We start from the raw sequence: 12,230 nt of genomic DNA, 5'->3' as shown, positions 1-12,230 counted from the left end.
GAACGGAATCCCTTCCAATGAAAATCGGAGTCGATCAGGCCGCGCGCGTGCGCGCCGCATGCGTGACGCTGATGGCTGCGCTGGCCGGCGGATGCGCAGGCACCGGGCAGCAGGCGCCGCAGGCGGACGTCGGCAACGGTTCGTCCTACACGTGCCATCCCACACCGGTCGACGGGCAGGCGACGGCCGGAAGGGGCGTCAACGGCTGCTATTTCGTGCTGTACGATCCCGCGACGAAACAGGCGCTGCCGAACACGCGCTATGCATTCGCGCTTTATACGAGCGCCGCCCAGGACAGCCGGGAACTCGAAGTCGAAGGCGCGACCGACGCGCAGGGGCGCACGATCTACATGCGTTCCGCCGCGCCGATCGATGCGTCGCGCATGATGCTCGTCCGCATGATCGGCGATGGCCCGACAGGGCGGATTCCGGTGCTGGTCCGGCCGACCGACGGCAAGCGCATCCCGTTCGCGCCGTACAAGGTCACGGGGTGCAACGGGCCATACGAAGGCGTGACCGACGAAACGGGGCGCGGCGTGATGTACCGCTGCAAGACGCAGTCGCGGATCGACGTGTCGTTCCATCAGTCGCGTCCGTAGCGCGAGACGCATGATGTCCGCATCCGGCTGCGCCGCAACCCAGCACGTCGAGACGCTGATCGCGAAGGGCATCGTCTTTACCGTCCTGGGCACGTGCATGCTGATCGGCGCCACGCTGGGCGCGCAGTCGACGCGCGAATTCCTGCGCACGTCGGTCGTCGTGCCGGGGCGCGTCATCAAGCTGAACGCAGGCCCGCATCATCCCGAGATCGCGTTCACGACACACGCGGGTGAGCATGTCGAATACGCGCAGGGCGGCGACGTCAGCGTGCAGGACGGCGCGACGGTCGAGGTGCGCTATGCGCCGGACGCGCCGAGGATGACCGCACGGATGAATACGTTCGGCGCGATCTGGGGCGATGCGCTGACAATCGGCGGGATGGGCGCGGTTTTTTTCGTCGTTGGCGTCGGTCAGTTGTGGTCGGGCGTGCGCGCATGGCGCAGCGGGCGCAAGCGGAGGTGATCACCCGCCGCGCGCCGAAACGTGTCGAACCCGGCAAGCAGAACATCATGGATTCCGTCATGAGGCCGCGGGCCGATCCGGTTGTCACGCACACGATTTCATGTACGGTATCGCAGTACGTCGCCTCGTTACTTCACAGGACTCTTCCAGCATGACAATTCGCTTGATGCCGTGGCTCGTCGCGATCGGCGCTGCATTTGCGGGCTTCGCCGCGCACGCGGCGGGTACGGCGCATTCGCTCGACCAGGTGCCCGGGACGTTCGATGCTCCCGAAACCCGCGCCGCGTATGCGCGCGACATGACCGGCGCGCCGGAAGGGGACGGTTTCGGTGTGCGCCTGCCGCCCGGCTTCACGAAGGAAGGGCTGGTGGCACAGCTTGTCCCGGGCCAGCCGCTTGCGCGTGTCGTGCTGGTCGGCGCGAAACCGTGGCCGCAGCGCCCCGGTGCGTTCGTTGCGATCGTTTGTGCGGCACCGACCGACGAGCTTGCACGCGAGGCGCTGCGATTTCGTGCACCCACCGAGTGTGAAGGGTTCGAGCGCCACGCCGATGCCGACGACCAGAAGGAACGGGTCTGGCTGGGCGTGTTCGAGCGCGGTCCGGACGGCGTGCCGCGCCTCGTCGCGCGTACCGAACAGCCGCTCGAGCAGGCGACCGACTGGAGCAACACGAATCTCGACAGTCCCGACTACCTTGAGCAGACGACGCGACCGGGTGATCTCGCGTTACGGCCCGAGCGGTGGTCGCGGTTCGATCTCGCGCCGTATACGCTGCGGGCGGGCGATGCGGCGTTCGGGGTGCGGGCGGGCTGGTCGATCGGTTACTCGGGCGGCGGCGCATCGTTCGAGGCGCTGTACCTGTTCCGGATCGACGGCAAGACGCTGCGCGTCGTGTTCGCGCAGCCGATGATGTTCTACCGGGATATCGCCGGCGATTGGCATCGCGACGGCACGCGCGATCACGACATCACGGAAGGCAGCAATACGCTGAGCATGCTGCCGACTTCGACGGACGGCTTCCGGGACCTGCAGTTACGCGAGCGCGGCGGCAAATGGCGCCGGACGTTTCGATGGTCTGCCGCGGATGGCGAGTATCGGCCGCGCTGACACCCGGGCGGCCCGTTACGGGGCAGTCGCCGCGGCGGTCGCGAATTCGTCGACGACGGCTTCGATCACGGCCTGCACGCGCGCGGTCTTGTAGAGATCGGCATGGGCGACGAGCCATACGTCGAAGTGATTGCAGCGCCGCGTCATCAGACGCACCAGTTCCGGCTCGGCATCGGCGCGAAAGCACGGCAGCTCCGCAATGCCGAGCCCCGCCAGCGTCGCTTCCACCAGCATCATCGTCGACGACGTCTGGAACATCACGCGGCCGCGCGACGTCGGTTCGCCGCACAGCGCGTCCCACATCGTCGGCACGACCGGCTGCTGGTACATCACCAGGTCGTGCCCGTCGAACGCGCTGCCCGCGACCGGTTCGCCGCGCTCGGCCAGGTAGCGGCGCGAGGCATAGATCCCCGTTTCGAGATGCCCGAGCCGCCTGACGATCAGGTCCGGCGATTCCGGCCGCAACGTGCGGATCGCGAGGTCCGCTTCGCGGCGCGTGAGGTTGGCGATTTCCGCTGAAGTCACGCAGACGACGTCGATGCCGGCATGTTTGCGCCGCATGCGGGCGATGGCGGGCACCACGAAACGCTTGCCGAGCGAGTCGGTCGTGGCGATCCGCACGGATCCGGCCAGTTGCTCGTCGAGCCCCATCACGCGGCGTTCGATCGTGAGCGACGCCCGTTCCATCGTTTCGGCCGGTTCGAGCAGTGCTTCGCCGGCGGTCGTCAGCACATAGAGGGTTGGCGTGCGGAGAAACAGGCGGGCCGACAGTTCCTCCTCGAGCGCGGCGATCCGGCGTCCCACCGTCGCCTGATCGACATTCAGCTGCGCCGCGGCGCCGCGCAGCGTGCCGGTGCGCGCCAGCGCGAGGAAGAAGCGGGCGTTGTCCCAGTTCATGCGGAGCGATTGTGTCATCGGGCGGGCGGCGGCGGACGGGAACGGGTGATGCAGATCTGCATCAGGCAAATGCGAAATTATCACTTTTCCGCATCGTGTGCCGTTCCTAGACTCCCGGCATCTGCCTGGAGGTGTCATGTCCGATTGCAATCCCGTGTCCGTTTCCGTTCCCCTGGCCGCCGCGAGCCGCCCGACGGCGCGCGAGCAGCGCTTCACGCTGGCGCTCGTCGCGATCGGCATGTTCATGGCGGTCCTCGATTCGACGATCGTCAACGTGGCGCTGCCCGCGTTGCGCGCGAGCCTCGGCGCGACGGTCGCCGAACTCGCGTGGATCGTCGACGCGTATACGCTCAGCTTCGCCGCGTTGATCCTCGCGGGCGGCGCGCTGTCCGACCGGTTCGGCGCGAAGCACGTGTATCTCGCGGGGCTGGCGCTGTTCGTCGCCGCATCGGCGGCGTGCGGCGTTGCGCCGTCCGTGGCGATCCTCGTGGCGGCGCGCTTCGCGCAGGGCATGGGTGCCGCGCTATTCTTGCCCGCGTCGCTCGCGGTCGTGCGCGGCACCTTCGACGTGCCTGCCGAGCGGGCGCGGGCGATTGCGGTCTGGGCCGGCATCGCATCGGTTGCGGTGGCCGTGGGGCCGGTGCTGGGCGGCATCCTCGTCGACGATTTCGGCTGGCGCAGCGCGTTCCTGATCAATGTGCCGACCGGCGCGATCGCCTTTGCCGGGGCGGCAATGCTCGTGCGGGCGTCGGGCGCGCGGCATGCGCGCCCGTTCGACTGGGCCGGCCAGGGTATCGGTGCGGCGGCGCTCGGCGCGCTGTGTTTCGCGGTGATCGAATTGCCGACGCGCGGCCCCGGCGCGGGGGAAGTGCGCTGCGCGCTGCTGGCCGCCGCGCTCGCGGCAGCGATGCTGGTCGTCGTCGAGCGGCGTGCGCGCCATCCGATGGTGCCGCTCGCGTGGTTTCGCAATCGCGTGTTCGTCGCGATGAACCTGATGGGCAGCCTCGTCTATGTCGGCTACTTCGGGCTGCTGTTCGTGTTGAGCCTGTACCTGCACGGGCGCTTCGGCATGAGTGCGCGGCAGACGGGGATGACGCTGTTGCCGTTTGCGCTGAGCCTGTCGCTCGGCAACCTGTTGTCGGGAAAACTGCATGGCCGTGTGCGCCCGGTCACGCTGATGGCAAGCGGTCTCGGGATGGCGGCGCTGGCCATTCCGGCGATCGCCGTCGCGCTCGCGCTGCGTGCGCCATGGCTGGTGGTCTGGGCGGCCATGGCCGCCTTCGGCACCGGCACCGCGTTGTCGGTCGCGCCGATGATCGCGACCGTGCTCGAACAGGTGCCCGCGGAGGCGGCGGGCGTCGCGTCAGGGTTTCTCAACGCGGCGCGGCAGGCCGGAAGCTTGTTCGGCGTGGCCATCGCGGGCGCCGCGACGATACTGTTGCCGGACTTGACCGACGCGCTGTGGGCGGTCGCGGCGCTTGGATGCATGGCGTATGCGACGGCCGCCCTTGCCGCACGGGCGGCCGGCATGACGAAAGGGGCGTGACTGGACGTCACACGGAATGTGGAGGACCATTTCATCGACCGGCCGCGCACGCGCGGTTGCGCCGGCCGCACGTCTGTGCCGAAACGCATTCTGCCGCCCTTCGTCGAGCGAAACACCATGGAACCCGATCAAGAGACTGCCGAGCCGATCCTGTTGCGCGATGCGCACGACGGCGTCGTCACGCTGCGGCTGAATCGCCCGCGGCAGTTCAACGCATTGTCCGAGGCAATGCTCGCGAGCCTGCATGATGCGTTCGAGGCGCTGGCGGCCGATTCGCACGTGCGTTGCGTCGTGCTGGCCGCCGAGGGCAAGGCATTCTGCGCGGGCCACGACCTGCGGCAGATGCGCAGCCGGCCCGAACTCGACTACTACCGCGCGCTGTTCGCGCAGTGCAGCCGCGTGATGCTCGCGATGCGCGCGTTGCCGGTGCCGGTGATCGCACGCGTGCACGGCATCGCGACGGCGGCCGGCTGCCAGCTCGTCGCCGCGTGCGACCTCGCGATCGCGGCCGATACCGCGCGCTTCGCGGTATCGGGTATCAACGTCGGGTTGTTCTGTTCGACACCGGCCGTCGCGTTGAGCCGCAACGTCACCGCGAAGCGCGCCTTCGACATGCTCGTGACCGGGCGCTTCGTCGATGCGGCGACGGCCGCCGCGTGGGGGCTCGTCAACGAGGCCGTGCCGGAGGGCGCGCTCGACGCGGCCGTCGCGCGCAAGGTCGCGGAGATCGTCGCGAAGAGCCCGGCCGCGGTGCGATACGGCAAGCAGATGTTCTATCGCCAGCGCGAGTTGCCGCTCGACGAAGCCTATGCGTATGCGGGCGACGTGATGGCGCGCAACATGATGGAAGAGGATGCCGGCGAGGGCATCGACGCGTTCCTCGAGAAGCGCGAGCCGGCGTGGCGCTCGTAGCGCGTTCCCGTTGACTCGCGCGGCGGCTCGCCGGAAAGCGAACGGGCCGCCCGAGGCGGCCCGCAACCCGGGCGGCGTGTACGTCGACGTCGGTCAGCGCCCGTAGCTTCCCGTCCGCAGCGCCGGCTGCACGGTCGATGCGCCGGGCGGCACGATCACGACCGGCACGCGGGGCGCGAGCGCGCACATCAGCTCGTAGCCGATCGTGCCGCTGGCTTCCGCGACATCGTCCACCTTCACCTGGTCGCCCCACAGCTCGACGCTCGACCCGATACCCGCGTTCGGGCACGGCGTCAGGTCGACGGTCAGCATGTCCATCGACACGCGGCCGACAACACGCGTCATCACGCCGTCCACCGCGATCGGCGTGCCGGTCGGCGCGTGGCGCGGATAGCCGTCCGCGTAGCCGCATGCGACCACGCCGATCCGCATCGGCCGGTCGGCCGTGAAGCGGCGGCCGTAGCCGACGGTCTCGTCCGGCGCCAGCGTCTGCACGCCGATGATCCGGCTCGTCAGCGTCATCGCGGCCATCAGCGGCGTGTCGGCGATATGCCGCGACGCACCCGTCGGCGACGCGCCGTACAGGATCGTGCCGGGCCGCACCCAGTCGCGATGGGCGCGCGGATGCCACAGCACGGCCGCCGAATTCGACACCGAGCGTTCGCCGGGAATGCCGGCCGTCGTCGCATCGAACTGGTCGAGCTGCCAGTCGACCTGGCCTTCGTCGGCGTTCGCGAAATGCATCATCAGCGTGATCCTGCCGATCGACGGTGCGCTCGCCGCGCGTTCCCACGCGGCGCGGAACGCGGCGGGCCGGTAGCCGAGCCGGTTCATGCCGGAGTTCATCTTGAGCTGGATGTCGATCGGCCGTTGCGGCTTCGCGGCGATCAGCAGGTCGAGCTGCGCGTCGCAATGCACGCTCACCGTCAGCCGGTGGCGATCGGCCAGTTCGACGTCGGCCGGCTCGAAGATCCCTTCGAGCAGCAGCACGGGCTTGTCCCAGCCGAGTTCGCGCACGCGCACGGCTTCGTCGAGATCGAGCAGCCCGATGCCGTCGGCGGCCGCGAGGCCCGGATAGATCCGCTCGATGCCGTGGCCGTATGCGTTGGCCTTGATCACGGCCCAGACGCGCGATTGCGCGGCCGTGCGGCGGATGAAATCGAGGTTGTGGCGGACGGCGTCAGGGCGGATATGGGCGACGATGGGACGGGGCATGGTGATGGCTCGGGTCGATGTCGTTCGGCGCGCGGCGGCGCGGAGTGAAACGGCAGGCTGGCGCCGCAACGCGCCAAGCCAGTGTCGAGCGCTATCTTATTGGTGTTCGACCAGTTTTAATTAACGTATTTGTCGGCGATTTGGTGGAAATTTTGGCGGTCATGCCGGTCGGCCGCGGCCGACCGCGGCCCGTGCGGCCGAGTCCCCCGTCTAGAAAACCGGTGCGCGAACCGGGCGGCGCAATGCTAAGCTCTCGGCGATCTTGTCATTGATCAATGTAATCATAACGGAGGAGACTTATGACGACGTCCCAGCTGTGCCTGTTCATCGTGGCGCTGTTGCCGTTCCCGATGACGTTCCTGGCCAAGGCCCGCAAGGGTTACGACAACCGCGCGCCACGCGATTACCTGGCCCGGCTCGAAGGCTGGCGCGCTCGCGCGCAGGCCGCGCATCAGAACGCATGGGAAGCGCTGGCGCTGTTCACGGCCGCGCTGGTGGTGGCGTGGCACAACGGCGCGAACGTGCATCGCGTCGACCAGCTCGCGATGGCGTTCGTCGCGATCCGCATCGTCTATGCGTTGATGTACCTGCTGAACTGGGCGTCGCTGCGTTCGCTCGTGTGGTTCGGCGGGATGGCGTGCGTCGTCGCGCTGTTCCTCGCCACGCCGTAAGCGGCCGATGAGCACGGGCGCCGGCGGCGCATGCCGGCGCTACGGCGCGCCGCCGGCGCCCCGTGCGTGACTGTCGTTGGATGCGGGCACAACCTTCTTTGCGACAAACGGCGGCAGTTGCGCTTCGCTGCGCAGGAATGCGATCAACGGATCGAGCAGCCGGTGGCGCGTGGACGGATGGCGGCGCAGCACGAAGCGCCACGACGCCTCGCGTGCGAGGCCCGGCACCAGCGGTACCAGGCGTCCGCTGCGCAGTTCGGGCTCGATCAGCGGCACGCGGCCGAGCGCGATGCCCGCACCGCCGACGGCCGCGCCGATCACCTGGCTGAAGCTGCTGTAACGGACGATCTTCGTTTCGAAGTCGCCCGGCAAGCCGAATTCCGACGCCCAGTTGCGCCAGTCGATCTCGGGGCTGTTCTCGTGCATTTCCTGCAGCAGCCGCGAGCGGCACACGTACCCCGATGCGTACGGAAACAGTTCGGGGCTGCAGACCGGAAACACGGTTTCCCGCATCAGGACGTCGTCGTCGGCGCGCAGCCGGTGCGCGGGCACGTGCACGATCGCCAGATCGACGCCGCTGCGCGCGAAATCCGGCTCGTCGTCGAGCACGACGGCATGCAGCGGCGTGTCGGGATGAAGCGAAGAGAATTCCGCCAGACGGCGCGCGAGCCACATCGACGAAAACGGCGCGTTGGCGGAGACGGTCAGCCGTTGTGCGGTGCCGCGAATCTCCGCGCAGGCGTCGGTCAAGCGCGACAGCGCATCGCTGACGGCCGGCAGCAGGCGGGCGCCGGCCGGCGTGAGGCCGATGCCGCCTATGCCCGTGCTGCGTTCGAGCAGCCGTGCACCCAGCGCTTCCTCGAGCGAGCGGATCTGGTGGCTGACCGCGCTGGTCGACACGTTCAGCTCGACCGCCGCGCGCGCGAACCCGCCGAGGCGGACGGCCGCCTCGAAAGCACGCAGCGCGCTAAGGGGAGGAAGGTGCGACATGCCGGGTATTGTAGTTGACTCAACACCCGTTGAAAAATCATCTTTTGCCGCGCGCGGGCGGCGCGGGTAGCCTCGATCCGGTCAAGAAAAAAGCAACGCGTCACTGACTGGAGGCAACATGTATTTCGACCGACGACTATGGGCCATGATGGCCGGACTGCGCTGGCGGGTGGCCGCGGCAGTCGCGCTCGGGCTCGTCGCGATGGGTGTCGGCATCCTGCGTTTCGTCTTTCTCGGCCGCGTGCTGGCGCTGGTTTTTTCCGGTGCGCCGGTACGCGGCATCGGCGAAGCCGTCTCTGCAACGGCGGCCTGCGTGCTGCTGCGCGCGTGGCTCGATCATCGCCGCACGGTGCTCGCGCAGCATACGGCCGGGCGCGTGCAGGCCACGCTGCGCGCGCGGCTGTTCGACCGGATCGCCGCGCTCGGCCCCGCGTGGTTCAGCGGCGAGCGCACGGGCGGCGTGATGCTCGCCGTCGTCGACGGCGTCGAGCAGCTGCAAACCTTCTTCGGCGTCTACCTGCCGCAACTCGCGATCGCCGCCTGCGCGCCGGTCATGATCTTCGCGGTACTCGCATGGTGGGACGTGCCGACGGCCGCGATCCTGCTGGTCGCGGCGCTCGTCACGCTCGCGCTGCCGCAGCTCGTGCATCGCGCCGACAAGCGTGCGGCGCTCGCACGCTCGGCCGCGTTCAAGGCGTTCGGCGAGGAGTTTCTCGACGCGGTGCAGGGCCTGCCGACGCTGAAGGCGTTCGGGCAGAGCAGCGCGTTCGGCGCGAAGCTGGCCGCCAAGGCGCGCGCGCTGTCCGACAGCACGTTCTGGGTGCTCGCGCTCGGCCTGCTGACGCGGCTCTTCACCGATCTCGGCACGGGCCTGGGCGCGGCCGCGGCGATCGCGGTGGGCGCATGGCGCGTGCGGCACGGCGACATGAGCCTCGAAGCGCTGCTGATCGTGCTGATGGCCGGCAGCGAAATCTTCCGGCCGCTGCGCGACCTGCGTGCGGTGCTGCACCAGGGGATGATCGGCCAGTCGGCGGCGAATGCGATCCATGCGCTGCTCGACGCGGGCAGCCGGGCGCCGGCCGCCGATGCGCCGCGCGTCGCGGCCCTGCGGCCGGAGATCGCGTTCGACGACGTCAGCTTCGCGTATCCGGGGCGCCGCGCGGATGCGCATGCGGCGTTGAGCTTCACGGTTCGCGAAGGCGAGACGGTCGCCATCGTCGGGCCGAGCGGCGCGGGCAAGTCGACCATCGTGCGCCTGTTGCTGCGTCAGCACGATGCGCAGGGCGGTGCGGTACGCATCGGCGGCCACGACGTGCGCACGCTCGATGCCGACCAGGTGCGCGAGATGATCGCCGTCGTCGCGCAGGATGCGACGCTGTTCGACGGCAGTGTGGCCGACAACCTGCGGCTCGGCCGCCCCGAGGCGAGCGACGCGGACATGATCGCGGCCGCGCGCGCCGCCAACGCGCACGATTTCATCTCGGCGTTGCCCGACGGCTACGCGACGCGCATCGGCGAACGCGGGCTCATGCTGTCGGGCGGCCAGCGCCAGCGCATCGCGATCGCCCGCGCGCTGCTGCGCGATGCGCCGATCCTGCTGCTCGACGAGGCGCTGTCGTCGGTCGATGCGGAGAATGAAGCGCTGATCCAGCAGGCGCTCGACCGGCTCACGCGCGGGCGGACGACGCTCGTGCTCGCGCATCGGCTGTCCAGCGTGATCGGCGCTGACCGCATCCTGGTGCTCGACCAGGGGCAGGTGGTCGATGAAGGCACGCATGCGGCGCTGATCGCGCGCGACGGCCCGTATCGCCGGCTGATGGGGCCGCAACTGGAGGCAGTCGCCGAATCCGTCGGCGCGTCGGCGGCGGCCGGTGCGACCGCGCGCGCGTCGTCGGGCCCGCAGGTGCGGCCGCTGAACGACGACGCGGCGACGATCGGCTGGGCGGACACGTTGCAGACGCTGCTGCGCTTCGTGCGGCCGTGGAAGGGCAAGGTCGTGCTGACCGTGCTGTTCGGGATCGGCCGCGTGCTCGCGTTCATCGGCGTTGGGGTGATCGGCGCGATGGTGGTCGGTGCGGTGTCGTCCGGCCGCGTGAGTGCGTCGCTCGTCGTCGCGCTGCTCGTGATCGCGCCGGTGGCGGCCGTGCTGCACTGGCTCGAATCGTGGCTCGCGCACGACATGGCGTACCGGCTGCTCGCGGAAATGCGCATCGCGCTGTTCGCGACGCTCGAACGCCTCGCGCCGGCCGGGCTGCTGCGCCGCCGTTCCGGCGATCTCGTCTCGCTCGCGACGCAGGACGTCGAGACCGTCGAGTATTTCTATGCGCACACGCTGGCGCCCGCGTTCGTCGCGGTCCTGGTGCCGGCCGGCGTGCTGGTGCTGCTCGCGTCGGTCGCATGGCCGCTTGCGCTCGTGCTGCTGCCGTTCCTGCTGTGGGCCGGGCTCGCGCCGGTGCTCGCGCGGCGCGATGTCGACCGGCTCGGCACCGGCGCGCGCGAAGCGCTCGGCCAGCTCGGCGCGCACCTGACCGAAACGATCCAGGGGCTCGCGGAGCTGACCGCGTTCCAGGCGATCGAGCGCCGGCGCGCAGCGTTCCTGGCCGAGGTCGATGCGTACCGCCTGCAGCGAGCGAAGCTGCTCGACGACCTGTCGACGCAAAGCGCCGCGCTGGAAGTCGCGAGCGGGCTCGGCGGGCTGGCCGTCGCGGCGCTCGGTGCGCTGCTGTGCGCACGCGGCTGGTTTCCGCACGAGTCGTTGCCGCTGCTGGTGCTGGTTGCGGTGGCCGCGTTCATGCCGGTGGCCGAAATCGGCCAGGTCGCGCGCCAGCTTGCCGACACGATCGCGTCGACGCGCCGCTTGCGCGCGCTGGAGAAGGAGCCCGTGACCGTGACGGACGGCACGCACGCGCCGCCCGGCAATCCGGCCGTGCGTTTCGAGGCGGCGTCGTTCACGTATCCGGGCCGCGGCGTGCCCGCGATCGACCGCGTGAGCTTCGAGGTGCCGCCGGGCAGCACGGTCGCGCTGGTCGGCGCATCGGGCGCCGGCAAGTCGACGGTCGCGAGCCTGTTGCTGCGTTTCTGGGATCCGCAACAGGGCCGCGTGACGCTCGGCGGCGTCGACCTGCGCGACCTGCGGCTCGACGACCTGCGGCAGCACATCGCGCTGGTTGCGCAGGATACCTATCTGTTCAACGACACGCTCGAAGCGAACATCCGGCTCGCGGCGAACGACGCGTCGGACGCGGACGTGCGGCGCGCGATCGACCATGCGGCGCTCGGCGACTTCGTCGCGCGGCTGCCGGACGGGTTGGCGACGCGCGTCGGCGAGCGCGGCGTGCAGCTGTCGGGCGGCCAGCGCCAGCGCGTGGCGATCGCGCGTGCGTTCCTGAAGGATGCGCCGGTGCTGATCCTCGACGAAGCGACGTCCCATCTGGACACGATCAGCGAGCAGCAGATCCGCGCGGCGTTGGAAGATCTGATGACGCAGCGCACGTCGATCATCATCGCGCACCGGCTGTCGACCGTACGCAATGCCGACCTGATCCTCGTGATGGAGCAGGGCAGCGTGATCGAGGCGGGACGCCACGCGGACTTGATGGCGCGGCAGGGCGCGTATGCGCGGCTCGTGTCGCATCAGGCGAGCGGGGTGGCGGCGTGATCGACGCGACACCGGCGCGTCGTCGTCCGGTATTGTCCCGCGCATCCCGCAACCTGCGTTGAGCCGCGCCGGCGGTTGCCGGCCTGGCGCGCACGGCCGGCCCCGCACGGCGCCGCCATTGTCTCCCGATGCGCCGCCATCCCGCGGCGGCGCGATCCGGCGGCGCGTCCTGCC

10 protein-coding genes are annotated in these 12,230 nt (G+C 69.7%); 7 read left to right on the top strand and 3 right to left on the bottom strand.

All coding sequences use genetic code 11. The annotated features are described in order from the left end of the window. Window positions 1–17: 17 nt before the first annotated feature. The 3 genes from G3N62_RS14445 to G3N62_RS14435 all read left to right on the top strand — a co-directional run bounded on the left by G3N62_RS14445 (window position 18) and on the right by G3N62_RS14435 (window position 2,167). Window positions 18–599: a hypothetical protein gene (locus G3N62_RS14445; RefSeq protein ID WP_124668970.1), complete on the top strand. Its 582-nt coding sequence runs from the start codon at window positions 18–20 to the stop codon at window positions 597–599. A 10-nt stretch (window positions 600–609) separates the two neighbouring features. After that, window positions 610–1,062, top strand: a complete 453-nt coding sequence (locus tag G3N62_RS14440; protein WP_124668971.1) for a DUF3592 domain-containing protein — start codon at window positions 610–612, stop codon at window positions 1,060–1,062. A 151-nt stretch (window positions 1,063–1,213) separates the two neighbouring features. Next, window positions 1,214–2,167 (top strand): hypothetical protein, encoded by a 954-nt coding sequence (locus G3N62_RS14435; protein ID WP_034185921.1) that lies wholly within the window; start codon window positions 1,214–1,216, stop codon window positions 2,165–2,167. A 15-nt stretch (window positions 2,168–2,182) separates the two neighbouring features. Here the strand turns inward: G3N62_RS14435 and G3N62_RS14430 are convergent, their stop codons facing one another. Then, window positions 2,183–3,064 (bottom strand): LysR family transcriptional regulator, encoded by an 882-nt coding sequence (locus G3N62_RS14430; RefSeq protein ID WP_034185922.1) that lies wholly within the window; start codon window positions 3,062–3,064, stop codon window positions 2,183–2,185. Window positions 3,065–3,200: 136 nt separating this feature from the next. Here G3N62_RS14430 and G3N62_RS14425 point away from each other — a divergent pair, with 136 nt between their 5' ends. Together G3N62_RS14425 and G3N62_RS14420 are read left to right on the top strand one after the other, a co-directional pair. Continuing rightward, window positions 3,201–4,610 carry an MFS transporter gene (locus G3N62_RS14425; protein ID WP_124668972.1) on the top strand — a complete coding sequence of 470 codons (1,410 nt, stop codon included), beginning with the start codon at window positions 3,201–3,203 and terminating at the stop codon, window positions 4,608–4,610. Between the two features lie 117 nt (window positions 4,611–4,727). Further along, on the top strand, window positions 4,728–5,522 hold the full coding sequence (locus G3N62_RS14420) for an enoyl-CoA hydratase (protein ID WP_124668973.1): 795 nt from the start codon (window positions 4,728–4,730) through the stop codon (window positions 5,520–5,522). Window positions 5,523–5,615: 93 nt separating this feature from the next. Here G3N62_RS14420 and alr read toward each other — a convergent pair whose 3' ends face one another. Further along, window positions 5,616–6,737, bottom strand: a complete 1,122-nt coding sequence (gene alr / locus G3N62_RS14415) for an alanine racemase (RefSeq protein WP_049028905.1) — start codon at window positions 6,735–6,737, stop codon at window positions 5,616–5,618. A 299-nt stretch (window positions 6,738–7,036) separates the two neighbouring features. Here alr and G3N62_RS14410 point away from each other — a divergent pair, with 299 nt between their 5' ends. Then, the gene (locus G3N62_RS14410) at window positions 7,037–7,408 is read left to right on the top strand and encodes an MAPEG family protein (RefSeq protein WP_124668975.1); all 372 of its coding nucleotides are present in this window, start codon (window positions 7,037–7,039) and stop codon (window positions 7,406–7,408) included. Between the two features lie 39 nt (window positions 7,409–7,447). Here G3N62_RS14410 and G3N62_RS14405 read toward each other — a convergent pair whose 3' ends face one another. Continuing rightward, window positions 7,448–8,398: a LysR family transcriptional regulator gene (locus G3N62_RS14405; protein ID WP_124668976.1), complete on the bottom strand. Its 951-nt coding sequence runs from the start codon at window positions 8,396–8,398 to the stop codon at window positions 7,448–7,450. 118 nt (window positions 8,399–8,516) lie between these two features. Between G3N62_RS14405 and G3N62_RS14400 the strand changes: the two genes are divergently transcribed. Further along, window positions 8,517–12,056: an ABC transporter ATP-binding protein gene (locus G3N62_RS14400; RefSeq protein ID WP_124668977.1), complete on the top strand. Its 3,540-nt coding sequence runs from the start codon at window positions 8,517–8,519 to the stop codon at window positions 12,054–12,056. Window positions 12,057–12,230 lie beyond the last annotated feature (174 nt).

The organism is Burkholderia sp. Tr-20355 (assembly GCF_017104685.1).
In the GTDB taxonomy this organism is placed as follows: domain Bacteria; phylum Pseudomonadota; class Gammaproteobacteria; order Burkholderiales; family Burkholderiaceae; genus Burkholderia; species Burkholderia seminalis.
This window is presented reverse-complemented; position numbering and strand designations above follow the sequence as displayed.